17 protein-coding genes are annotated in these 25,141 nt (G+C 62.1%); 11 read left to right on the top strand and 6 right to left on the bottom strand.

The annotated features are described in order from the left end of the window. Positions 1-563: 563 nt before the first annotated feature. From G8767_RS22865 to G8767_RS22840, 6 genes are all read left to right on the top strand, one after another. Positions 564-6,671 carry a type I polyketide synthase gene (locus tag G8767_RS22865; protein ID WP_166811936.1) on the top strand — a complete coding sequence of 2,036 codons (6,108 nt, stop codon included), beginning with the start codon at positions 564-566 and terminating at the stop codon, positions 6,669-6,671. After that, a complete protein-coding gene (locus G8767_RS22860; protein WP_124566706.1) occupies positions 6,668-8,224 on the top strand; it encodes a hypothetical protein in 1,557 nt (518 codons plus the stop codon). Before G8767_RS22865 ends, G8767_RS22860 begins: the two co-directional genes overlap by 4 nt. Before the next feature lie 87 nt (positions 8,225-8,311). Beyond that, positions 8,312-10,144 (top strand): multicopper oxidase domain-containing protein, encoded by a 1,833-nt coding sequence (locus G8767_RS22855; protein WP_166811934.1) that lies wholly within the window; start codon positions 8,312-8,314, stop codon positions 10,142-10,144. Between the two features lie 222 nt (positions 10,145-10,366). Further along, positions 10,367-11,581, top strand: coding sequence for an acetyl-CoA C-acetyltransferase (locus G8767_RS22850; RefSeq protein WP_007731553.1), 1,215 nt, complete (start codon positions 10,367-10,369; stop codon positions 11,579-11,581). 45 nt (positions 11,582-11,626) lie between these two features. After that, positions 11,627-13,768, top strand: coding sequence for a 3-hydroxyacyl-CoA dehydrogenase NAD-binding domain-containing protein (locus G8767_RS22845; protein WP_095969605.1), 2,142 nt, complete (start codon positions 11,627-11,629; stop codon positions 13,766-13,768). Between the two features lie 109 nt (positions 13,769-13,877). Continuing rightward, positions 13,878-14,930 carry a hypothetical protein gene (locus G8767_RS22840; RefSeq protein WP_166811932.1) on the top strand — a complete coding sequence of 351 codons (1,053 nt, stop codon included), beginning with the start codon at positions 13,878-13,880 and terminating at the stop codon, positions 14,928-14,930. A 23-nt stretch (positions 14,931-14,953) separates the two neighbouring features. Here G8767_RS22840 and G8767_RS22835 read toward each other — a convergent pair whose 3' ends face one another. Beyond that, the gene (locus tag G8767_RS22835) at positions 14,954-16,255 is read right to left on the bottom strand and encodes a class I SAM-dependent methyltransferase (RefSeq protein WP_095969607.1); all 1,302 of its coding nucleotides are present in this window, start codon (positions 16,253-16,255) and stop codon (positions 14,954-14,956) included. After that, positions 16,252-17,655, bottom strand: a complete 1,404-nt coding sequence (locus tag G8767_RS22830; RefSeq protein ID WP_095969608.1) for an FAD-binding oxidoreductase — start codon at positions 17,653-17,655, stop codon at positions 16,252-16,254. Before G8767_RS22830 ends, G8767_RS22835 begins: the two co-directional genes overlap by 4 nt. 338 nt (positions 17,656-17,993) lie before the next feature. Here G8767_RS22830 and G8767_RS22820 point away from each other — a divergent pair, with 338 nt between their 5' ends. Beyond that, entirely contained in the window at positions 17,994-18,428 is a 435-nt protein-coding gene (locus tag G8767_RS22820; RefSeq protein WP_095969610.1) for an SRPBCC family protein, read from the top strand. Positions 18,429-18,482: 54 nt separating this feature from the next. On the opposite strand, the gene G8767_RS22815 is transcribed toward G8767_RS22820, so the two are convergent. The 3 genes from G8767_RS22815 to G8767_RS22805 all read right to left on the bottom strand — a co-directional run bounded on the left by G8767_RS22815 (position 18,483) and on the right by G8767_RS22805 (position 21,175). Beyond that, positions 18,483-19,994, bottom strand: a complete 1,512-nt coding sequence (locus G8767_RS22815; RefSeq protein WP_166811930.1) for an alpha/beta hydrolase — start codon at positions 19,992-19,994, stop codon at positions 18,483-18,485. Next, complete coding sequence (locus G8767_RS22810) at positions 19,994-20,290, bottom strand: hypothetical protein (protein WP_166811928.1); 297 nt, start codon at positions 20,288-20,290, stop codon at positions 19,994-19,996. The genes G8767_RS22815 and G8767_RS22810 overlap by 1 nt, the downstream gene beginning before the upstream one ends. Positions 20,291-20,374: 84 nt before the next feature. Continuing rightward, entirely contained in the window at positions 20,375-21,175 is an 801-nt protein-coding gene (locus tag G8767_RS22805; RefSeq protein ID WP_166811926.1) for an Rv3717 family N-acetylmuramoyl-L-alanine amidase, read from the bottom strand. 109 nt (positions 21,176-21,284) lie between these two features. On the opposite strand from G8767_RS22805, the gene G8767_RS22800 reads away from it, so the two are divergent. The 4 genes from G8767_RS22800 (at position 21,285) to G8767_RS22785 (ending at position 24,384) form a co-directional block, all read left to right on the top strand. Then, on the top strand, positions 21,285-21,623 hold the full coding sequence (locus G8767_RS22800) for a YbaB/EbfC family nucleoid-associated protein (protein WP_003943929.1): 339 nt from the start codon (positions 21,285-21,287) through the stop codon (positions 21,621-21,623). Positions 21,624-21,635: 12 nt separating this feature from the next. Beyond that, complete coding sequence (gene recR, locus G8767_RS22795) at positions 21,636-22,256, top strand: recombination mediator RecR (protein WP_003943917.1); 621 nt, start codon at positions 21,636-21,638, stop codon at positions 22,254-22,256. Further along, positions 22,256-22,825 (top strand): TetR family transcriptional regulator, encoded by a 570-nt coding sequence (locus tag G8767_RS22790; protein WP_095969614.1) that lies wholly within the window; start codon positions 22,256-22,258, stop codon positions 22,823-22,825. Before recR ends, G8767_RS22790 begins: the two co-directional genes overlap by 1 nt. Before the next feature lie 86 nt (positions 22,826-22,911). Further along, entirely contained in the window at positions 22,912-24,384 is a 1,473-nt protein-coding gene (locus G8767_RS22785; protein ID WP_166811924.1) for an MFS transporter, read from the top strand. Here G8767_RS22785 and G8767_RS22780 read toward each other — a convergent pair. Continuing rightward, positions 24,371-25,084, bottom strand: coding sequence for a TetR/AcrR family transcriptional regulator (locus tag G8767_RS22780; protein ID WP_346843022.1), 714 nt, complete (start codon positions 25,082-25,084; stop codon positions 24,371-24,373). The two genes, G8767_RS22785 and G8767_RS22780, sit on opposite strands and share 14 nt — an antisense overlap. Positions 25,085-25,141: the final 57 nt, after the last annotated feature.

The following is a 25,141-nucleotide window of genomic DNA, read 5'->3' as shown; positions in this document are numbered from 1 at the left end:
CCTGCTCGGCCCGGCAAAGCTGAATTGTGTGTGGCCGGTTTGCTGGCACATTCGTTCGCTCAGTTCCGGTGTAACGAAATGCCGATCCGGACGATGGTCGCCGAAGAATATCTGGAATTTCTCGTAGTCTGATCGACATTCGAGTGCCGTTGTTAATTCTCTGTGTGTCACGAATGCCAGATTGAAAGTTGCCGGATGTTTGTTTTGCGGTGATCGACCAATTTGGGACATTCGGCGAATTGGCCACATATTCGGCATTGTGCCATTTCAGAGAGTACTCAACTAACTATTTGCCGATCTCGAGTAGATGATCGCCGTGACGCCGGGTTCCGGTACGTATGTTCAAACCCGCCATTGACCGGCCATGAAGCAAACAAGTAACTTCAAGTTACAGCTAACTATGGATTGCTGAAAAATTGCCGTGGTTCGTTCACGGTACTGAGCGACCTTTGTTATTTGTTTATGCCTTGAGGTGAATCTGCGTTTTACACACCGATGAATGCGTGGTTAGTCTTCGGTCGATTGAGTCTCCCGTGGATGCGCGTGAAAATAGGAAGTGTAAGATGACTGAAGATTCAACTAATCCCGCGATCGCGATAGTCGGGATGAGCATGTGGTCTCCCGGAGCCCATGATCTGCAAGGATTTTGGGAGAACGTCCTCGCGCGTCGGATGCAATTCCGAAAGTTTCCCGAGTCACGGATGTCCCTCGACGACTACTGGAGCGCGAGCCCTGACGACGTCGACAAGACATACGCCGACCGCGGCGCGTTCATGGATGGTTTCGAATTCGACTGGGTCGGTCGCCGGATACCGGAGCGGACCTTCAAGTCGACAGATCTCACGCACTGGTTGGCCCTGGAAACAGCACTCGGGGCTTTGACGGACGCGGGGTACAGCCGAGGATCGGTGCCCACCGGACGCAGCGCCGCAATCGTCGGCAACTCCCTCACCGGTGAAGAATCCCGGATGTGGTCGATGCGTTTGCGGTGGCCTTACGTCAAGCGCGCACTCGCTGTGGCAGCCGAAGCACGCCAGTTGGACCCTTCTGTCGTCGATGCTCTCGCCGAAACGATGGAAGAGGTCTACAAAGGCCCATTGGTGGAGCCGAGTGAAGACACCCTGGCCGGGATGTTGTCGAACACGATTGCAGGCCGGATCTGCAATTACCTCGATTTCAACGGCGGCGGGTACGTCGTGGACGGTGCGTGCGCGTCCGGAATGCTCGCGGTGGCGACTGCCGCCGAAAAGCTGGAGTCCGGCGCGGCCGACTTCGTCTTGGCCGGTGGAGTCGACGTCAGCTTGGATCCTTTGGAACTGGTGGGATTCGCCCGTTTGGGTGCACTGACCCGTGGCGACATGAACGTGTACGACGCAAGCCGAAGCGGATTCATCCCGGGTGAAGGTTGCGGATTCGTGGCCTTGAAACGACTCGAGGACGCCAGGGCGGACGGCGACTACGTGTACGCGACGATTCGCGGCTGGGGCATCTCCACCGATGGCAAGGGTGGAATTACCAAGCCCCGCGCCGAAACTCAGGCCGAAATGATCCGTCGCGCATATTCGGGAGCGGGATTCGCGGCCGGCGAGGTTGCCTTTGTCGAAGGACACGGAACTGGTACTCCCGTCGGGGACCCTGTCGAATTGGCCGGCGTCCAGCAAGCTGCGCAGACGGACGGGCCCGTCGAGGCTCGCAGCATCGGCATGACGTCGCTGAAGTCGCTGATCGGGCACACGAAGGCGGCGTCGGGCATCCTTGCGCTGATCAAGGCGACCATGGCCGTCAATCAACGAATCCTTCCGCCGCTCGCCGGTTGCACCGACCCGAACCCGGCGTTCGCAACCGAAGCACCGGCACTCTTTCCGCTTGTCAACGGCGAGATCAGAGATCCGTCGGAGAAGATGCGTGCCGGTGCGCAAGCCATGGGTTTCGGCGGTATCAACTGCCATGTCGCGATCGAATCGGCTGATGCACCGTCCAGCAAGCTGACACCCTCGCGGGACGTCCGCACGATGATGGCGTCGTACCAGGACACCGAGGTATTCGTACTCTCCGCGGATTCGGCCGTGGACTTGGCGACGCGAGCGCGCGATGTCGCAGATCTGGCAGTTCCGTTGAGTGTTGCCGAACTGCTGGACTTTTCGGCGAAGCTCTCGCGAGTGATCTCGCCGACGGCACCCTTCCGCGCTGCAGTGGTGGCTGGTCGTCCCGCGCAGTTGGCCGAACGTATGCGTCAGCTAGCCGTGATCTGCGAGAACTCCGCTCCCGCTTCCGGCCAGGTGAAGGTCGTGAGCAACGAGATCTCGATCTCGAACAACGTCCGCCACGACATCGGATTCCTGTTCCCTGGACAGGGATCCCAACAACTCGAGATGGCTCGTGTGCTGATCGAGCGCTTCGAGTGGGCACGCGAACTGGCGGCCAAGGCGGACGGCTGGTTGGAGGGAGTCGGAGCGGAGGCGATCACGCCGCGGATTCTGCGGAACCCGGTCAAGAGCGCTGACGCTGCGGAATTGGCGAAGTGGAAGCTGGACCTCGCCCAGACGCAGTTCACCCAGCCCGCCGTCGCCTTGGCTTCGCTGCTCTGGTTCGAGTACCTCCGACGATTGGGTGTCACACCCAGTGCCGTCGCCGGCCACAGTCTCGGGGAGTTGACCGCACTCTACGCGGCAGGAGCTTACGACCAGAAGACGCTGATCACCTTGGCTGCGGCGAAGGGCGCGGCCATGTCGGTCAGTGGTGGTGGAAACGGCGCAATGGCGAGCCTGGCCTGTGACCGATCGACGGCCGAGGCGATCATCGCGGAAGCAAAGGGTTACGCGACCGTCGCGAATCTGAATACGCCTACGCAGACTGTGGTTTCGGGAACCAAGGATGCAGTCGACGCTGTGGTTGCCATCGCGAAGGCGCGCGGAGTGTCGGCTCAGGCGCTTGCCGTGTCGAATGCTTTCCACTCCGAGATGATGAACGAGGCCGAACGGGAGCTGAAGTCCACTGCGCCCGTTGACGCGCAAGTCGATTCGTTGACTTGCACCGTGTATTCCTGCGTCGAAGGGGAACGCGTGCAGACGCCACTGGCACTTCGCGAATTGGTCACCAAACAGGTTGTCTCACCGGTTGACTGGGTCAAGACGGTAAGTGGGATCTCGCAGGAGGTGGACCTGCTCGTCGAGGTCGGACCCGGCCGTGTGCTGACCGGGCTCACCAAGGCGATCAATGGGACCGACGGCGTGCGCTGCTTCCCCGTTGCGTCCAAGTCCGGACGTGACGAGGACTTCAACGTCGCGCTGGCAGCGATGTACGTACACGGCGCTCAGGTTCGTTGGAACGAACTTTTCGACGGCCGGTTCGTGCGTGAATTCGTTCCTGCCGATCAGAAGGTGTTCATCGAGAACCTGGCCGAGGCGAAGCTGTCGGTTACATCTGCTCCCGAACCGCTCGAACTGGGTACGTCCGACGGGGATCCGGCTGCGGCGCTGGCCGATTACCTGAGCCGGCGCGGGACCTTCCTCGTCGACGTGATTCGTGCCGACGTGGGCAGTGGGGTGAGTGCTCCTTCCTCTCCGATCCCGCAGGCCGTCACCAACGGGCACGAATCTGCAGCAGTGAAAGCTACTGCGCCCGCTCCGGTTCCGGTTCCGGTCGTGGAAGTGCCGGCTGTCGTGGGTGCGACGTCCGTGGAAGGTGAGTTGATCAGGATCCTCGCCGACACCACGGGGTTCCCTGCCGAGTCGATCACGACGGATCTGCGTCTGCTCGATGATCTCAATCTCGACTCGATCAGTGCGGCAGAGGCCATTTCGAAGGTTGCGCACCAGTTCGAGGTTGTCGACCTCGACCCTGCCGAGTTGGCCAATGCCACCATCGGAGAAGCAGCATCGCTGATTCTTGCGGCATCACCGAATCCCGGCTCTGCCGTTCCGGCAACGCGTTCGGTGCAGTCGGACGTATCGCAAATACTGCTCGAGGTAATCGCGGAGGACACCGGATTTCCGGTGGAGTCTCTCGACGTCGATCTTCACCTTCTGGACGACCTGAACATGGACTCGATCAAGGCCGCGGATGCAATCGCGACGGTGGCAACACGATTGGGTGTTCAGGGCGACCTGGATCCGGCCGAACTCGTGAACGTCAGCCTGGGTGAACTGATCGAAGTGCTCGATCGGTCCGCGAAAGAGAAGTCGGGGCAGCAGCAGCCGGCTGCGCGAGCGCTGCCGGCGAAGGCGAAGGGTATGTCAGCCGACAGCTTCACCTGGGTTCGCGATTACACCCTGGAAAAGGTTCGGAGCGAGACAGCATTGCACGGAGTCCGAGACCTCACGGACACGACGTTTGTCGTCATCGGCGACGACACCGGTTTGGTCGGAAGGTTGGAATCCGAACTTCGAGGTCGTGGTGCTCGGGTCGACATTCGCACATTCTCTGACAGCGCTCCTGCGCATGCGCACCACGTGGTTGCCGTAATGCCGCGCGTGACAGATGATTCCGTCACCGAAATCGGTTTGCGCCGTGGGATCGAACACATGTACAAGATGGTTCCGGCGCAGCAAAGGGAAGGCGCGCGAACCACATTGGCAGTGGTCCAGTTCATCGATGTCGAGTTGGGCAATCCAGCGCCCGTGCCGAGTGCGGCGGCTTTTGCCGCTTCGGTGCATCACGAGCGCCCCGAGTTGGATGTACGCGTCATAGGATTCGACGGCTCGACTGCGGACGCGGAGGTGGCAGCCACCGTCGTCTCCGAGTTGGATTCGGTTGCACCCTATGTGTTTGCGACCTACGACGCCGAGATGGGACGCACGGCACTGCAACCGAAGGTTCTCACCTCGAGCGACTACACCGTCCGCGAGAGCGGGTTGGGAAGTTCGGATGTCGTGGTCGTGACCGGTGGCGCGAAAGGCATCATGGCCCAATGTGCTCTGGCCCTCGGTCGAAAGACCGGCGCCGAACTGGTGCTGATCGGAAGCTCTCAGCGACAAGCAGGTGACGAAATCGCCTCCACTCTTGCGGACTTCACGTCTGCCGGTTTGAGCGCTCACTACTATCGCTGCAACGTCACGGATGCCGCGGCGGTGGCCGGCGTCGTCGCCCAGATCGAGGTCGAGGTGGGGCCGATAACCGGGTTCGTCCACGGTGCGGGAGCGAATGTTCCGCGGCGGTTCGAGAGAGTCGACAGCGCTGCGGCTTTCACGGAGGTTGCACCTAAGGTCCTGGGCGCAGCCAACTTCGTCGAAGCGCTCGCTGATCGTGACTTGAAGCTGTTCGTGGGCTTCTCCTCCATCATCGGATTCACAGGTATGCCCGGAAACAGTTGGTATGCATACGGAAACGAGCTTCTCGACGACATGGTCGCGCGGTATGCCGCCGGTCACCCGAGGACTCGGACGTTCTCGCTCGCGTACAGTGTGTGGGGAGAGACCGGAATGGGCGCCCGCATGGGCAGTGTCAACCACCTCGCGAAGATGGGTGTCATGCCGATTTCGACGGCTGCGGGAGTGGATCATTTCCTTCGCCTGGTCGACAGCGGACCCGAGGCGAGTCGTATCGTCGTGACCAGTCGACTCGGCGGTCTCGACACCTGGGCGCCGGCAGCACCGGCTCTGCCGGCGGTGTCGCGATACATCGACCAAGTCGTGACGTTCGAGCCGCAGGTAGAACTGGTGACCCGGACGACGTTGTCCACCTCGGCGGATCCCTTTGTCCTCGACCATGTCTGGAAGGGATCGGCGCTGCTTCCGACGGTGTTCGGTCTCGAGGCGATGTCGCAGGCAGCGGCCTATGTCACCGGACGCGTGACCCTGGGCCGCGTCCGCATCGACGACATCAAACTGGATCGACCGATCGTCGTCGACACGGTCGAGGGCACCGGAGTCGAGATCAAGGCAAGCGTCGTGGAGCAGGATCGTGATGCCTCAGGAACGCGGGTGCATGTCACGATCGGCACCGAACGGACCGGATACGGGCGGCCCCATTTCTCGGCCGACTTCATCTTCGGGCTGGACGAAACACTGCCGGAGTTCGAGAAGGAGTTGCCGCGACCGGTGCTCGACATCGATCCGTTGGACGACCTCTACTCGTGGTTGCTGTTCCAGGAGGGCGATTTCCGCCGACTCGAAGAGATCTCGAGCCTCGATTCCGAGCACATCCTCTTCAGCGCCATTTCGCGGGCCGACCGTAAGCAGCACCTCCTCGGTGATCCCTACTTCCTCGATTCCCTGCTCCAATCGGGCCAGATCATGGTTCCGCGGGAGATCTGCCTTCCGGTCAACATTGCGCGAATCGACATGTACGACGGACGATTCGAGGCTCGGTCGTTCACTGCGTACGCCTACGACAAGGTGCAGACAGAGACCCACATGCAAGCCGACGTGGCGGTGGTGAAGGACGGACGAGTGGTGATGCAGCTCGAGGGATATCGCTCCCAGATTCTCTCCCACGACGAAAGCCGTCCTACGGCTGAGGAGATCGCGGACCCGACTGCGCGCGATGCACAGATCATTCTCGACAAGCTCGCGCAACACAGCCGGGCGTTGGGCGTGAAGAGCCCGCGGGTTGTGGTCGCGCATACCCCGGGGATTCACGAGTTGACCAAGTCGGAACGCCACGAGCAGGAGAAACCGATCGCCGAGGCGGCCGTGAACATTCATCTCGATGAGGATGCGGTGATCAAATGAGCAATGCTTTTGCCATCGAATGGCAAGAAACCGGAAAGCCCGTCGTTGTCGGTGACGTTCCACCCTCTGTGGATGTCTCGCTCTCGCACGACGGCAGTAAGTCACTCAGTTCGGCCGGCGACTGGCCTCAGGGGTGCGACATCGAACCGATTCGTTCCCGGACCGTCGTGCAGTGGAAGGCGCTTCTGGGGTCGGCACGGATTCCGCTGCTCGACGAGTTAATTGCAGGCGGCGAATCACTCGATCGTGCGGGAACCAGGTTGTGGGCGGCGGCCGAGGCGATCCGGAAGGCCACGGGGCAGATGTCGGTTTCTCTGGCGATGGGCGCCAGAGAGGACGACGCAGTGACCTTCCGCGGCGGCGCAGAGGCAAGCGTGGTGGTTCTGACCTTTCCAGCTCTGTTGACGGACAACGAGGAGCGGATTCTCGCGTTCGTGACTCATGAGGAGGATGCGGAAGAACCGGCGCAGGACTCGGCACCGCAGTTCGACTCCGGCCCGTTGTCGGCGAATTCTCTCGCGCAGTTCGATCCGATGGCGTACGGCTCCGACGTGCATGTGGTGGCCCGAAGCGGCTATCCGGCGGTGTCGATCCGATTCCCCGTCGGGTTCCGGGACGCGTGCAACGTCGGTGGATCAGTGGGGTTCGCGAGCTTCGCGTTGTGGTTGGGCGCTTTGCGAGAGAGGGGAACCGGACCGATCTCGAAGCAGATCGTGGAGGACATGGCGACGGGTCGTTGGGGCATGGTGACCAACAACTCCGAGGTGTTCATCGATGCGAACCTGTACACCGACGACATCGTCGAGGGGACGATCTGGATCACCGAGCTCACCGGTCCGGACCGGGCAACCACCAATCTGCATGTGGAATGGTGCCGGGTCGACGGTGAGACGCGCACTCATATCGGGTGGAGTGCGATGCAGACGACGTGGGTGGAAATCCTTTCCCACGGTGTGGTGGCGGCACGGCCGATGCCGCAGTATTTCCACGATTTCATCGAGCCGATGACGATTCCGACGGGGGCGAAGAACATCGCTGTCCCCACAGAACCGACGGACGTCGATCGTGGTTCCTTGATCCGCTCGGCTCCGATGGTGCCGCGCAATCCGTACCTGCTCGAATCCGAGGTGTTCTCGACGACGTTGCAGGACGGAAATGTCGTGGGCAACATCTACTTCGGCAACTATTACATCTGGCAGTCGAGGGTTCGGGACAAATTCCTCGTCCGTTCTCAGCGTGAAGCCATGGCGGCAAGAGGTGCTCTCGGGGAACTGCGTTGTGTGCACACAAGGGTGGAGCATCTGCGCGAGGTCATGCCGTTCGACGACGTCCTGGTCACGATGTCCTTGGCTGCCCTCTACGAGCGGGGGATCGACCTCGAGTTCGAGTACTTCAAGGTCAATCCGGACGGATCACGGGAGAAGCTCGCGATCGCTCGGCACAGAACTGTCTGGACGGTGCCGGGCGCTCCGGGAGAACTGGAAATCTCTCCGCCGTCGAAACTTCCGCAGTCACTGATCGATTCGGTGCTGGAGGCGATCGACGGAAAGTAGACGGGGGTTTTCCGAGATCGAAGTGGAGAGACGGGTTGCGTTTTCCTTGCCGGAGAACGCAACCCGTTTCGATGGGGAGGGGTATGTATGGGTATCGGGGTTTCGAGAAGGTCGGTTCTGAAGGGGTCGGTAGTCGGCACGGCGGCGATTGCATTGGGTGCAAAGGCAAGTGCTGTTCCGTCCGGGAGTGCGGACGTCGAGTCACCGTTGATTTTTCATTCGCCGGAGTTCGAGCCGTTCTGTGACGAACTGCCCTCGTTGTCGACGCTTTCCGGAAACGAGATCACGCTGACAGCGCAAGTCGGGCAACATGCTTTTCATCGGGATTTTCCATCGACCCCAGCATTGTCGTACCGCAGCGGAGAGACCGGTGGCGGTTATCTGGGCCCGACCGTCGAGGCGTATTCCGGCGAGCCGATCATGTTGACGTTCGAGAACGATCTGACCGGACATCCGTTGGCCGCGGACATGGATATGACGCTGCACGGAATGCAGGCCGACTTCCGCGCGAACCCGCCGACGTCGTTGCACTTGCACGGAGGAGTCACTTCACCCGAGAGCGACGGCCACCCGGAGCTGCTCGTGATGCCGGGACAGGCTGCGATGCATCACTTTTCGCACGGTCAGGAAGCCGCGCACCTCTGGTATCACGATCACGCGATGGGCATCACCCGGCTCAACGTCTACGCCGGTCTGATCGGCAACTATTTGATCAGGGATGAATTCGACACCGGCAAGCTGGGAAACCCGTTGGGGTTGCCGGCCGAGGAATTCGAGATCCCATTGATCCTGCAGGAGAAGATCTTCACACCGACCGGCGCCCAGAACGGCCGATCCACCATCTTGATCCCGGAAGGATCGTGGGAAGGCGGAGCCGTGGGCGACGTCGGCTTGGTCAACGGCAAGGTGTGGCCGGAACTGGCTGTGGCTCGGGGCCTTTACCGTTTCCGGATCGTCAATGCGTCGTCGGCAAGTGTGTGGAATCTTCACTTCTCGAACATGATGACGTTCTGGGTCATCGGTAACGACGCCGGAATGCTCGACGCGCCCGTCGCGGTCAATGCCTTCCGCTGCGCACCGGGGGAGCGGTACGACCTCCTCGTCGATTTCACCGGACTGTCGGAGGGATCGACGGTGGAGCTTCGCAACGACGAGGCGCCCCCGCTACCCGCTGCTGTCATCGGTGAAGTGACGATGCCGCTGTTCTGCCGGTTCCGCGGCGACTCCAGGCGCGGATTCACCGGTGGTGTTCCGTCGCAGCTGCGCGGTGGACGCCGGCAACGTGACGTTCTCGCCCCGTTGGAGCAGCCGACGGTAATTCGCACGGTGACGGTCAGCCAGCAACTGGAACTGCGGAATCCACCGGCTCAGATGACTCTGAACAACCTGACGTTCAGCACCACCGACGTCGAGAGGCCGCGGCAAGGCACCGTCGAGCAGTGGAACATCGTCAACACCACGCCTGACCCGCATCCGATACACCTGCACCTGGTGAATTTCCGGATTCTCGGCAGAACGCCGATGCGGACGTTGGAGTACCTGATCCGTCATCCCCAGCCGACGATCGGCAACAAGTGGGCTCCGTCTCCCGACGGGTTCGAGGCGGGGCCGATGATCTCGCCGGCGCCGTGGGAAGCAGGGATGAAGGACACCGTCAGGGTGGACGGTGGCACGGTCACGCGGATCATCGTGCGATTCCCGACCGCAGACGAGTTGGGTTTCGATCCCGACGCGATGTTCGATCGACTACCGAAGACTGTCATGACGGGCGGTGCGATGACGGGCGGCGATCAGGCGCATCAGGGAAACGGGCACCACGGTATGAGTGACCCTGGTCGACTCCAGGGGTACGTGTGGCACTGCCACCTGCTCGATCACGAAGATCACGACATGATGTTGCCCTATCGCATCGTGCCGTGAGCGCTTCCGAAGACGCTCGTGAAATGAACAGGAGCGGGCAGGCGCACGCACGTCGGATCACCTCGGTCACCTAGCAGGATCGCTTCGGTCCTTCCCATGAATTTGGAACACGTTCTACAGTGAAAGGGCTGAGGTCTGTACCTCGGCCATGCGCCACCACCGAAGGCGGCGCGGACGATCTGCAGACCGGTTCGACGAATTACACGGAAGGAACACCTCACAGTGACCACAGAGGCATTCATTTATGAAGCCATCCGTACCCCGCGAGGCCGCGGCAAGAAGACCGGGTCGTTGCACTCGGTCAAGCCGATCTCGCTGGTCACGGGTCTGATCCAGGAACTGCGCGTGCGCTTTCCCGACCTCGACGAGGATCGGATCTCCGACCTCATCCTGGGCGTCGTCACCCCCGTTGGCGATCAGGGAATGGACATCGCCCGCGTTGCAGTCAACGATGCAGGACTGCCCGACACCGTCGGTGGCGTTCAGCTCAACCGTTTCTGCGCTTCCGGCCTCGAAGCCGTGAACATGGCAGCTCAGAAGGTTCGGTCCGGCTGGGACGAACTGGTGATCGCCGGTGGCGTCGAGTCGATGTCCCGCGTTCCGATGGGATCCGACGGTGGACCGTGGGCGCTCGACCCCGCCACCAACTACGACAACTACTTCGTGCCGCAGGGCGTCGGCGCAGACCTCATCGCCACCATCGAGGGCTTCTCGCGTGACGACGTCGACGCATACGCCGTGCGCTCGCAGGACCTCGCCGCCAAGGCGTGGACCGGCGGATACTTCGCCAAGTCGGTAGTGCCGGTCAAGGACATCAACGGCATCACCATCCTCGACAACGACGAGCACATGCGTCCGGGCACCACGGCAGAGAACCTCGCCGGCTTGGCTCCCGCGTTCGGTGTGATCGGTGAAATCGGCGGATTCGACGCCGTATCGCTGCAGAAGTACCACTGGGTCGAGAAGATCAACCACGTTCACCACGGTGGCAACAGCTCGGGAATCGTCGACGGCGCTGCCCTCGTGCTCGTCGGTAGCGAGCAGGCCGGCAAGGACATGGGTCTGACGCCGCGCGCTCGCGTCGTCGCCACCGCCACCAGCGGCGCCGACTCCACCATCATGCTCACCGGCCCGACGCCGGCGTCGAAGAAGGTTCTGGCAGCTGCCGGCCTGACGGTCGACGACATCGACCTCTTCGAGATCAACGAGGCATTCGCTTCCGTCGTCCTGAAGTTCCAGAAGGACCTGAACATTCCGGACGAGAAGCTCAACGTCAACGGTGGTGCGATCGCCATGGGTCACCCGCTCGGTGCCACCGGCGCGATGATCACCGGAACGATGGTCGACGAGCTCGAGCGTCGTGGCGGCAAGCGCGCCCTCATCACCCTGTGCATCGGCGGCGGTATGGGCGTTGCCACCATCATCGAGCGCGTCTGACGCGGCGTCCGTCCTTCCAACGAGGCTTACCAGGAGTCAAGCAAAGTGACTGATCAGAACATCATCAACTGGGACCAGGACGCCGACGGCATCGTCGTGCTCACCATCAACGATCCCAACCAGGGCGCAAACACCATGAACGACGCGTACATCGCGTCGATGAAGGCCACCGTCGACCGTCTGGTCGCCGAGAAGGACTCCATCACCGGTGCCGTCATCACCTCCGGCAAGAAGACCTTCTTCGCCGGTGGCGACCTCAAGAACATGATCAAGGTCGGACCCGAGCAGGCCGAGGAGATCTACAACCACAGCGTCGAGATCAAGGCTGACCTGCGTCGCCTCGAAACTCTCGGCAAGCCGGTAGTCGCCGCGATCAACGGCGCGGCACTCGGTGGTGGCCTCGAGATCGCTCTCGCGACCCACCATCGCATCGCGGCAGACGTCAAGGGCGTCAAGATCGGCCTGCCCGAGGTCACCCTCGGCCTGCTGCCGGGTGGCGGTGGCGTCGTGCGCACCGTGCGGATGCTCGGTCTGCAGAACGCGCTCATGGGCGTCCTGCTCCAGGGACAGCAGCGCGGACCCGTTCAGGCCAAGGAAGTCGGCCTCATCGACGAGGTCGTCGGCTCGGTGGAGGAACTGGTTCCGGCTGCGAAGGCATGGATCAAGGCCAACCCCGAAGGCGGCGTTCAGCCGTGGGATGTCAAGGGCTACAAGATCCCTGGCGGAACCCCGTCCACCCCGGCATTCGCTGCCAACCTTCCGGCGTTCCCCGCGAACCTGCGCAAGCAGCTCAAGGGTGCTCCGATGCCGGCTCCGCGCGCCATCATGGCTGCAGCCGTCGAAGGCTCGCAGGTCGACATCGACAATGCGCTGCTCATCGAGGCTCGCTACTTCACCTCGCTGGTGACCGGCCGCGTCGCGAAGAACATGATTCAGGCGTTCTTCTTCGACCTGCAGTCGATCAACGGCGGCGGTTCACGTCCGGCAGGCATCGAGAAGTCCACCATCAAGAAGGTCGGCGTCCTCGGCGCAGGCATGATGGGCGCGGGCATCGCGTACGTCTCCGCGAAGGCCGGCTTCGACGTCGTCCTCAAGGACGTCACCATCGAGGCCGCCAACAAGGGTAAGGCGTACTCCGAAGGCATTGAGGCCAAGGCACTCTCGCGCGGCAAGACCACGCAGGAGAAGTCCGACGCACTCCTCGCCAAGATCACCCCGACGGCTGACCCGGCCGATTTCGCCGGCGTCGACTTCGTCATCGAAGCCGTCTTCGAGAGCCAGGAACTCAAGCACAAGGTGTTCCAGGAGATCGAGGACATCGTCGATCCCAAGGCGCTGCTGGGCTCGAACACCTCGACGCTGCCCATCACGGGTCTCGCCACCGGCGTGAAGCGTCAGGAAGACTTCATCGGCATCCACTTCTTCTCGCCCGTCGACAAGATGCCGCTGGTGGAGATCATCCGCGGTGAGAAGACCTCCGACGAGACTCTGGCTCGCGTGTTCGACTACGTCCAGGCGATCCGCAAGACGCCGATCGTGGTCAACGACTCGCGTGGCTTCTTCACCTCGCGTGTCATCGGAACCTTCATCAACGAGGCCATCGGCATGCTCGCCGAGGGCGTCGAGCCTGCCACCATCGAGCAGGCCGGTATGCAGGCCGGTTACCCCGCTGCGCCGCTTCAGCTTTCGGATGAGCTCAACCTCACCCTCATGCAGAAGATCCGCAAGGAATCTGCCGACGCCGCCAAGGCCGAAGGCAAGGAACTGCCGGCAGATCCGGCCGGCGAGGTCATCAACACCCTCGTCGAGAAGTTCGATCGTAAGGGCAAGCTCGGTGGAGCGGGCTTCTACGATTACGCAGAGGGCAAGCGCACCGGCCTGTGGTCCGGACTCCGCGAGAACTTCAACTCCGGAACCTCCGACGCCCCGATCCAGGACCTCATCGACCGCATGCTGTTCATCGAGGCGATCGAGACGCAGAAGTGCTTCGACGAGAACGTCCTGATCACCACGGCGGACGCCAACATCGGCTCCATCATGGGCATCGGATTCCCGGCCTGGACCGGTGGCGTTCACCAGTTCATCGTCGGTTACGAGGGCGGCACAGCCGGCTTCGTCGCTCGCGCAAAGGAACTCGCTGCGCAGTACGGCCCGCGGTTCACCCCGCCGGCGTCGCTGGAGGCATAACCCCCCGTGCGCGGTTAGGGAGTCTCAGCACTTCCTAACCGCGCACAGCTTTATCCACAGGTTGGTTTTTTCGGCGAAATCCGTCTGTATGTTTTTGCAGGCTCGGCGTATGCCTTCACATACAGAAATCGATGAACTGCAGACAGTCGTCGATGCTCAGCACGGACTGGTCAGTCACACCCAACTTCACGCCATCGGATTTCCTCGCTCCCGCGTGAAACAACGAGTCGAGGTCGGGCGCTGGCAAACTGTTCTTCACGGCGTCTACTCCGTCACCACGGGCCCATTGACCAGGCATGCAGTCCTCGAGGCCGCGCTCCTGTACGGCGGCGGTTCGTCGATGCTCAGCCATCGCACTGCCGCTGAGGAATGGTCGATGCGTCGGCCGGACAGCACTGCGCCAGTACATATCACCGTTCCGTACGGGAAGTCTGCGATCTCTCAGGCTGCCACTTTCGTTCGTGGCCTCGGCGCCGAACGGCATCCGTCACCCCTGATCGGCACCGTCCTCCATCCTGGCGTAGTGGTCCACCGTTCGAGGGCTCATCGTCACATCGGTGTCGACGCGCAGATGCCGCGAACCAGCAAGGCTGATACGGCTCTCGATCTGGCCGTCGCAGAACCGACTCCGCGCGAGGCCTATGTCTGCCTCATCACCACAGTCACCAACGGCCGCATCCGTTTGACGGACATCCGTCGACGCATGGAGGAGCGCTCACCCCGTAGATACCGGAAGGCCCTCGACAGTGCGGTGAAGCTTTTGGCAGACGGGGTGCAATCGACTCTCGAATATCACTATGCGGTGGATGTGGAGCAGGCACACGGGTTGCCGTCGGCCAGACGCCAGTCGCCGGTTCGCGTCGACGGTCGCACGCTGTACGAGGATTGCGATTACAGCGAAGTGAGTGTGCCGTTGACAGTTCGTCTCGACGGTCGGTGGGCGCATTCCATGGCCGAGGTGGCATTCCGTGATCGTCGCCGTGACAATGCGGCAGAGCTGGCAGGTCGTCCGCGGTTGGTCTACGGATTCGACGAGGTGGTGAAGACCCCGTGCGAGGTTGCGCGCGAGGTGGAGACGGTCTTGCGACGTGGAGGTTGGGAGAGAACGGGGGAGAACCCCTGCGGGGCCTGTGAGTGGTTAAGGAGTGCAGAGACTCCTTAACCACTCACAGGGAGCGGAGCTCCCTAGGCCTTCCACCACGGGCGAAGCGGCACATGCGCCTCACCCTTGGGGCCGAGCTTGACGGCCAGAACCTGGTGCAGCTGAACGACATTGCGCTCGAATCCGAGGCGAGAGCCGGCCATGTACAGGCCCCAGACGCGTGCGGTTCCCTCGCCGACCTCGGCAACGCAGGCGTCCCAGTTGTCGACGAGGTTCTGGCACCATCCGGCGAGTGTCAGTGCGTAGTGCTCGCGCAGGTTCTCCTCGTGCCGCACCTCGAGACCGACGTTCTGGATCTCGGAGATGATGCGTCCCGATCCGGTGAGCTCCCCGTCGGGGAAGACGTACCGGTCGATGAATCCGCCTGCCTTGGCGCTGCTTCGGTTGTCCGGACGGGTGATGCAGTGGTTGAGCAGACGCCCACCCTCACGCAGCTTGCCCTTGAGGAACTCGAAGTACGCCGGGTAGTTTCCGACGCCGATGTGTTCGGTCAGGCCGATGGACGATACTGCGTCGAAGCCGGTCTCGGCCACGTCGCGGTAGTCGGAGAAACGGACCTGGGCGAGATCGGCGAGACCCTCGTCCTCGATGGCCTTCTGTGCCCAATCTGCTTGCTCGCGTGAGAGAGTCACACCGATCACCTTGACGCCGCGCCGGGCGGCGTAGCGGACCATCGAGCCCCAGCCGCAACCGATGTCGAGAAGTCGGTCACCCTTCTGGAGTCCGAGCTTCTCGAAGACCAGCCGGTACTTGTTCTCCTGGGCTTCTTCGAGGGTCTGCTCCGCATTGTCGTAGGCGGCGCAGGTGTACGTCATGGACGAGCCGAGTACGTACTCGTAGAAGGTGTTGGAGACGTCGTAGTGGTGGTGAATGACTTCGGCGTCACGAGTCTTGGAGTGACGCAGGCCTTCTGCAACGCGACGCCAGCGAGGAAGGTGTTCCTGGGGCGGCGGAGCGATGGGCCGCAACAGATCCCAGCCCAGCGAGCGGGTGATGCTGGCGAGGGTCAGCGCCGACGGGCGCTTGAGGTGGAGTTCGTCACCCATGATGCGCAGAATCTCGTACGGATCACCGGGGTGAACACCCTCGGCTTCGAGATCGCCGGAGACGTACGCGCGGGCCATGCCGAGATCGCCGGGCGCCGTTGCGAGATAAGTGGTTCCGCGAGTCGACTTGAGATGCAGTCCGTAGTCGGCATCTTCGGGGCCGGCGGTGCTGCCGTCGTACGCGGTGAATCGAAGCGGCAGCATACCGTCGGAAAGCGTCTCGAGAATCTCTGCGATAGAGAGCTTGTCCTGGCTTTTGGAGTCTTTGAACGTGGTCATTTACGTTGCACCGCCTTAGAGAATAGATCCAATAAACGGGATTTCGGGTCGTAGCGTTCCTTGAGTCCGATGTACCGGTCGCCGCCGTAGTACAGCTCCTCGAAGTCTTCCCTCGAGTAGTAGGAGTCGGAGTAGAGCGATTTGTGTCCGTCGAAATCGCTGACCTTTTCTTCGATCAGTCGATTTGCTGCCCCCTCGCGCTCACCGGGAACGATCGGCACCGAAGACCAGAAGCCGATGTTGACGTAGGTGCGCTTGGGTTCGAGGGGGTAGAGGGGCCACGGCCGCGATGCGGAGGCAGCGGCCGGGCTGGGCTCACGTAGGCGCAACGGGCACAACCACAGTGGTTCGATCGGGATTTCCTCGAGGAACCACGAGACGAAGTCCGCGGTTCGTTCGATGGGTACCTCGACGTCCTGGACGACGCGTTCGCGCGGGGGCTTGCCCTTGCGCTTCTCGAGGCGATCTCCGATGTCGTACTTGTGGTCGAGGGCGATCAGCTTCCAGTAGAAGCTGCTGCGCAGGTACTGCTTGGGCCAGAAGCGTCGAATCTTCGGGTTCTGTGCACCGAAAGCCCGTGAGCACCAGAACCAGTCGGTGTCCCAGCGCCACAGGTAGTCCCGAATGGTCAAGCGATCCGTCTTGGGCTGGGTGAGCGACGAGTGCTGGATCGACCGGTAGAAGATGTCCTGATCGGTGTAGTCACTGACCGGGCCTTCCTCGTCGGTCTGCACGCCGAGGGTGAGGTAGCTCTCGGAATCGGTGAAGACCACCCCGTCGAGATAGTCGACGGCAATTCCGTCGTACTCGCGCTCGGTGACGATGCGGTCCATCGTTTCTTCGAGCTTCTTCAGCGAATCGAAGCGCACGTGACGCAAGGCGACGTACTTCTTCACAGGCTCGAGTGCGATCTTCAATCGCGTCGAATAGCCAAGGGTGCCGTAGGAATTGGGGAAACCGAAGAACAACTCGGCGTGTTCACCGTCCGGTGTTGCGGTGATGATCTCGCCGCTCCCAGTCAGCACGTCGATCTCGAGTACCGACTCGTGCGGCAGTCCGTTGCGGAAGGAGGTGGACTCGATGCCCAGGCCTGTCACCGCACCGCCCAGGGTGATGGTCTTGAGCTGAGGGACGACCAACGGCGCCAGCCCGTAGGGCAGCGTCGCGTCGACGAGGTCCTCGTACGTGCACATGCCGGCGACGTCGGCTGTGCGCGCCTGCGCATCGACGGCGATGACACCGGCCAGACCGCTGACGTCGAGGCCGGGGGCCGACGTCTTGGCGCGAGCGCGGAACAAATTGGATGTCTTCTTTGCCAGGCGTACAGAAGCATCGGCGGGAATGGCGCGGTATGACGCGAGTAGGCGTTCGACGCCTTCTCTGTGCTGCTCGAACCCCATTTCACGCGCAGCATCGGAACCCGGGCCTTGCTTTGTCCGGATTCGATCTAACTTCTGAACTACCCCATTGAACGAGAGAGTCACACCCTGACGCTATCGGTAGTTGCGTGTGCAAGCTATCTGGAGGGGTCTTAATGCCCGAATTTGATCGAGTTGTTGCAAACGAACTCGGTAAATGCGCCGAGTGGTGAACCAGCTCACACGGAATGGGTAGATGGTCGAGATACCCGGGCGCAGCAGGCAGTATGGAAAGGAATATCTGCGCAGTTCGAGGTGCGGATTCGGGTAGTCAATCGCGGTATCGAGCCGCGTTGGTCGAGCAAGGAGACGTAGGGCATATGGGTCAGGTCAATGCAATGAGTTCGATAGTCGTCACAGCGGCACCCGACAAGGTGCTCGCGGCGCTCTCGGACTACGAGACGGTTCGCCCGCGAATCCTGTCCGAGCAGTACCTCGACTACAAGGTCGTCGAAGGCGGCCAGGGTGACGGCACCGTCGCGCAGTGGACGCTGAAGGCGACGGAAAAGCGCTCGCGCAACGTCAAGGCCACCGTGACGGTCGACGGCAACGTCATCACCGAGAAGGACGCGAACTCCAGTCTCGTCACCACCTGGACCGTTGCCCCCAACGGCACCGGAACGACGGTGACGACGCTCACCCAGTGGCAGGGTGCCACCGGTATCGGTGGTTTCTTCGAGCGCACCTTCGCTCCGAAGGGTCTGCAGCGTATCCAGGCCCAGGTCCTCGAGAACCTCAAGCGCGAACTCGTCTGACTGATCCTGCATCACCGAGATGGCGTCGTACCTTCACCGGTACGGCGCCTTCTTTCATGGGCCGGTAATGATCCGCCCCAATTCGGTGAGTGCGGGGTTTCCGCTTTCCCAGTAATCGCTGTGAACTCCGAACCCAGGCTCTCCGGGTGATCCGGTGAATACCTGCGCGCCGAATTCCGGGTCCGAGGGGTCGAACCCGTGGATTCCGAGGATCTTGGGGATCAATTGGACCGGATCCCAGTAGGCCGTCGTCGAATGAACATGGCGCGCCACCTCGGCCGCGTCGACGCGGTCCAGGCTCAGTTCGTTCACGCGCTCGGCATCGACGCCCGGGCTGGCGACGAAAACCAGTTCGTCGACGTCGAGGGAAGCGCCACGGGTAGTCGCAGCACCGACGACGGTGCTGCCGTAGGAATGACCGATCACCACGTTGTGTGACGGCGGACCGTCGTGTGAGGCGCGTAGCCCGCTTTGAAAACTGTCCAGCCTCGGCGCCGCGGAGTTGGCGTAGAGATCCGATGCTGCGTCGGGAATGCCTGGGGGAGAGTCGTATCCGGACCACAGGATCACTGATGTGGCTTCCGTTGGTACCGTTCCGACGGCCGCGTCGTACATGGCCTTGGTTCGTTGCAGATCGCCGCCGACGCCGGATAGCCCGGAGCCGGTTCCGGGAACCAGTGTTGCGACGTTGTCGGCGGCATCGGGATTACCGACTGCCACGACGGCGTGCCCATCCGTGACCGAGAGAAGGAACGTGTCCGGTCGAAGTTCGCCGTGCACGGCCGCATATCCCGCGGCTACCGTTCGATCCGGCAACCGCTCGAGCACAGTGAGGTACCGCCGGTTGTAGTAGTCCCGGTCGAGAGCGGGAAGGCCGTCGAGGCTACCGATGGACGGATCCCACCTCGCCAACGCGTCTTTCTCGCCGGGGCTCAGTGTTTCCCACAGTCGGTGTAGTTCTGCGGGTGTCCCGGGGAGTGTCGACCTCCCGTCGAGAATGTCGACGACTGTGCGGCCCAGAGAATCAGGCTGACTACCTAAAAGTGATCCGATCTCCCGGAATGCCTCACCCAGGGCAGTCGCGGCCCGGTTGTCTTGGTCGTCGAGCAACGTCAACGCAGTGGAGATCTTCTGCTGAAAAATCTGTGCAGCCGTGGCGTTTTCGGAATCCTGCATGACGTCGGCCACATTCCACGGCTGCTTCGGCGCGGGTGCCGATACAGCCCCACTGTCTGACACCGTCAAGCCGTGTTCGAGCGTCGCCTCCTCGACCAGATCCAGAACTGATTTTCGCGCCACACCAATCGTATTGGCCGCTCCGCCATACAGATCCGCAACTACGCGAACCGCGATCGACAGCCGAGACGAGGAAAGCGAGATGCCCGACCACAGCACTGCCGCCGCGCTCGACGCTTGTCCCTGCCAGAATTCACGGACGGCGTCGACGCTGCGTCCGGCGTCATCGCCGAGAACTTCGATCTGCCGGTCGATTTCGATCAGTTCCGAAGCGCTTGTGCGCAATTTCTCCGGTGACCACTCGCGAAGCTGAGAAACGGTGGGCCGCATCAGTAGGCTCCGCGCAGTTCGGACACCACTTCTGCCTCGGCAGCGTCGTACAGACCTGTTGCGGCAGCGGTTGCCGACGCCATGAGTCCCAACTGCGTAGCCAGGTGCCGGTACGCGTCCGCGATGACGTCTGCATTCCCGATCGACACAGCCGTGACGGCGGACGAGTTCAGGGCCGCCGAGGCTTCGAAGATCGGGCCGGCAGAATCGATCCCCGAGATCTGATCCGCAATTCGAGACAGATCAGCCGAAAGTTGCTGCAACGCAGCAATGTCTACCTGAAGTATCGGCCCCATGGCAGAACCGTATCCAGGTGAGCGGGCTACCGGGGTGGTGACGACTTTCCTGTGGACAAGCGGGATTTCTCCACAGAAGCGAGGTCAGGGGGTTGTCAGGAAGGCGGTGACTCCGCTGGTGACGGCGGCTGCGTACTCCTGCTGACCGTCCGGGCTCGTCATGCGCGCTGCCTCGTCGGCATTTCGCATGTTGCCGAGTTCGACCAGAATCGACGGCCGCTGCGACAGGTTGAGGCCAGTGAGGTCGGCGCGTGGTGCCAGCCCGTCGTCACCGATGTAGGTCGACGGGGTGAGTCCGGCTGTGACGAGTGAGTCGCGCATGGTTTCGGCGAAAGCCACGGACGGGCCGGCCTGAACCGTGTTCAGCGGGGGAGCGGAGTAGCAGACGTGGAAGCCCTCGGCGCCAGCTGCTGCGCCGTCCGCGTGAATGCTCACCACGACGTCGGCGCCGGAGGAATTGGCCGCTTCGGCGCGTGCGTCGACGCATGATCCGACGCTGACGTCGTCGGGTCGACTCAGGACGACTGTGGCGCCTCGGCCTTCGAGTTCGCTCTTGACCAGGCTCGCGACTTCCCAGTTGAAGGTGTGCTCGGGGAACCCGGCATCGGTGTTGGTGCCGGTGGTCTGGCAGTTCTTGGTGCCGCCGCGGCCCGTGGGGACCTGGGTATTGATGCTGTCGTCGTTCACCCCGCTGTGCCCGGGATCGAGGAAGACGACCTTGCCGGTGAGCGCAGCGGGGACGTCAGCGGCGACAGTGCTGAGCGGAGACACCTCGACCGAGGTCGTGGCCTCGGCAGTCTCAGTCGGAATCGTGCACGCAGCGCTCAGAAGCCCGGCCCCGACCACGGCAATCAGGGCAGTGGAGCGGAACACACGTGATGCCATGTTTGACCTACCTGACGGTTTTACGGTGTCTGACTGGTTCCGGCGCACCCGCTCACGGTAGCGCGCACCGACTACGCTGGTGGGGATAACTCTGTAGAAAGGACCGCTCGTGCAACCAGGTGGAGCACCCGACATGTCTGCTCTGTTGGCTCAGGCTCAGCAGATGCAGCAGCAATTGATGGCGGCGCAGCAGGAAATGGCTCAGGCCGAAGTGACCGGTCAGGCCGGTGGCGGACTGGTTGTCGCCACGGTCAAGGGCACCGGCGAGGTTGTCGGTCTGCAGATCGACCCCAAGGTCGTCGACCCCGAAGACGTCGAGACGCTGCAGGATCTGGTGATCGGCGCGATCGAGGACGCTTCGCGCAAGGCACAGGAAGTCGCTGCTGAGAAGCTCGGCCCGTTGGCCGGCGGACTCGGCGGAGGCCTTCCCGGTCTCCCCGGCTTCTAGAAACGAGAACGCGTGTACGAAGGTCCGGTTCAGGATCTGATCGACGAACTCGGGAAGCTTCCCGGAGTCGGGCCGAAGAGCGCTCAACGCATCGCTTTTCACCTGCTTTCCGTGGAGCCTCCCGAGATCGACCGTTTGAAGAATGCATTGCAGCGCATCCGTGACGGGGTTCAGTTCTGCACGGTGTGCGGAACTGTGTCCGATCAGGAGAAGTGCCGCATCTGCGCCGACGCACGTCGCGACCGCACGGTGATCTGCGTCGTAGAGGAGCCGAAGGACGTCCAGGCTGTCGAGCGCACCCGGGAGTTCAAGGGTCGCTATCACGTGCTCGGTGGTGCGCTCAATCCGCTCTCGGGGATCGGGCCGGACCAGTTGCGCATCCGGGAGTTGTTGGCTCGCATCGCAAATCAGGAGGACGGTGTCGACGTGTCCGAGGTCATCATCGCCACCGACCCCAATACCGAGGGCGAGGCGACAGCTACGTATCTCGTTCGCATGATGCGAGACATCCCGGGGCTGACGGTGTCTCGGTTGGCTTCGGGCCTTCCGATGGGTGGCGATCTCGAATTTGCCGACGAGTTGACGTTGGGTCGGGCATTGTCCGGCCGTCGTGAATTGTCGCGGAACGCTTGATGAGCGGCACGGGGCAAGGTCAGCAAGTGCGGCGTACGTCCGAGCAGACCCGTGCGGAGATCATCGCGTCGGCCGGGAAGGCGTTTGCGACTCGGCCGTACCGCGAGATCACGCTCAAGGACATTGCCGAAGACGCGGGAGTCAGCGCTCCGCTGATCATCAAGTACTTCGGATCCAAAGAGCAGTTGTACGACGAGTTGGTCGACTTCCGCGCGGCGGCGATAACGGTATTCGACGCACCGAACGACTCGCTGGGCGAACGCATGGTCTCTTTGTTCACCAAGCCGCTGGAGTCGTACAAGCCGCTGTCCATGAGCTTGTTGTTCATGAGCGGTGTCAGCGAAGAGAGCAACCGCAAGCTGCGCGAGAACTATTCGACGCAGATGATCGACACTCTCGCCGCTCGCCTGTCCGGCCCCGACGCCAGATTGCGCGCGGAACTGGCGATGTCGATGGTGGTCGGAGTGGCGATCATGCGCCGACGGATGATGGCCGGCCATGCCACCGGCACCCAGGACGAGGTGGTTGCGCTGTACGCACCACTCGTCCAAAAGCTCCTCGACGGGTGAGCGGCGTCACAATTCTTGCTTGGTAAATATCCGTTCACCTAATGTAGGTGAACGGATATTTACCTAGTGGGAACAGGCGGTGTGGGGTGACGACGCTCGACCGTCCACCGGGCACACCAGCAATCCCCACCCTCGATACGAGTCCGGTGCTGCCGCGCTCCCGCTTCCTGTTTCCCATCGTTGTCGCCGCCGCCGTGTTCCAGGCAGTTCTGCAGACCGTCATCGTTCCGCTGCTGCCGGAGTTGCCTCACTTCACGGGTGCCGGGCGCACGGCCGTGTCGTGGTTGGTGACCGTCACGCTGCTGGTCGGCGCCGTGGTCACTCCCATCTTCGGCCGGCTCGCAGACATGTTCGGCAAGAAGAAGATGCTTCTCGTCGCTTTCTCGATGATGACTCTCGGCTCGATGTTGTGTGCGCTGTCGTCGGACATCGCGGTCCTCATCTTCGCGAGAGCGTTGCAGGGAGCCGGGTCGGCAGTCATTCCCATCGGAATCTCCATGCTGCGCGACGAGTTGCCACGCAACAAGGTCAACGGCGCAGTGGCGATGATGAGTTCGACGCTCGGCGTCGGAACAGCTTTGGGCATACCGTTTTCCGCGATGATCGCGCAGTACTCGAACTGGCACGTCCTGTTCTGGGTAACCACCGCCATCGGGCTGTCCGTGACTCTTGCTGCGGTGCTGTTCATTCGAGAGTCCGAGCCGAATCCGTCGGGAAGATTCGACGGCGTCGGGGCTGCCGGTTTGAGTGCCGCGATGATCGCGCTACTGGTGCCGATCACTCAGGGGTCGAGTTGGGGATGGACCAGCGGGGCGGTGATCTCCATGCTGGCCGCGTCGGCGGTGCTGTTCACGCTCTGGGTAATTCAACAGCGGCGCAACGTCAATCCGCTGGTCGACGTCCGTGCTCTCGTGAAGCGTGCGGTGTTGATCCCGCATCTGGCGGCTCTGCTGGTCGGGTTCGCATTTTTCGGGAACACACTGATCACTACACAACTCCTCCAGGGGATGAAGGGGCCGGGCGCCGGGTACGGCCTCTCGATCATCGCAGCAGCGCTCTGCCAGATTCCGGCGAGTATCGCGATGGTGCTGTTCTCACCGGTTGCGGTGCGAATCACCGACCGCTTCGGTTCACGGACCGCGATGTTGACCGGTGCCGTGTTCCTCGCCGGCGGGTATGGGATTCACGCCGTTGCCGGTAAGCCGCTGTGGGGAGTGGTTGCAGCACTGGGTATCACAGCAGTCGGGACCGCCATCGTCTACAGCACGCTCTCGCTGCTGATTCTGGTTGCCGTGCCGCGTCAGCGACTGGCTGCAGCCAACGGCGTGAACTCACTTCTGCGGACGTCCGGAAGCACGATCTGCAGCGCGACGGTGGCAACCATCCTCGCGGCATTCGTGATCAGCGGTTTGGAACATTCCACGTCGTGGACCGGATTCTCCGTCGCCTACCTGGTGTGCGCGGGTTGCGCGGTGGTCGTGTTCGCAGTGTCGATCCTGTTGCCGCAGGGGCGAACCCCGAAACACATTGATCTGCCGGATCTCGTCAGGCGACCCTGAATCCCGAGAGGAAGAGCGTGATCATCAGATCCGCGAACTCTTCGGTGGTGTACTTCTGGCGGTCCGGCCAATGCGTTGTCGACCACAGGGTGTCGCGTACGGATCGATAGAAAATCTCCGGGGCCACGTCTTTGCGGAAGATTCCCTGATCGACACCTTCGGCAATCGCTTTCATCCAATGCTCGCGGACCTGGCGGGAAGGCTCGTCGACGGATTGCAGGAGATCGTTGTCGCGTAAGTAGGCCCGATCGTTCTGGTAGATCGCCGTCGGGTGGGGGTGCAGTTCGATGACGATCAGCGTCTCGCGGATCAGGCCGCGTAGGACGTCCTCGGGGCCGTTCGCCGTCTGCTCCACCTGATCGAAGCGGAGTTGAATGTCGGTGATGAAGCCGCGCATGAGCTCGGCAACTATCGCATTCTTCGACTTGAAGTAGTGGTAAAGGCTGCCCGAGAACACTCCGGCGGCGTCGCCGATCTCGCGAACGGTCGTGGTGGCGACACCCTTCCTTGCGAACAACTCGGCTGAGCTCTCCAGGATCTTCTCCCGACGATCTGGTGATGCCACTGAAATCTCCACTGGTTGTCGGTCCTGCTCAGGGCAGGGTTTCGCGGGTGCCGGGCTGCCGGCGTCGAACGTAGCGCAATCCTGCCTGATAGCTCCGGCTCGAACCAATTCGTCGCTGAGATCGCGTGTTTCCACTTCCGGATTCCTATGCTAGCTTCAGAATCAAGCGCTTGCTCAACTTTCGTTCACGGA

It is taken from the genome of Rhodococcus sp. IC4_135 (genome assembly GCF_011602025.1).
In the GTDB taxonomy this organism is placed as follows: Bacteria; Actinomycetota; Actinomycetes; order Mycobacteriales; family Mycobacteriaceae; genus Rhodococcus_F; species Rhodococcus_F baikonurensis.
Note: the sequence above shows the minus strand (reverse complement) of the source record. Positions and strands in the feature narration are given on the sequence as shown.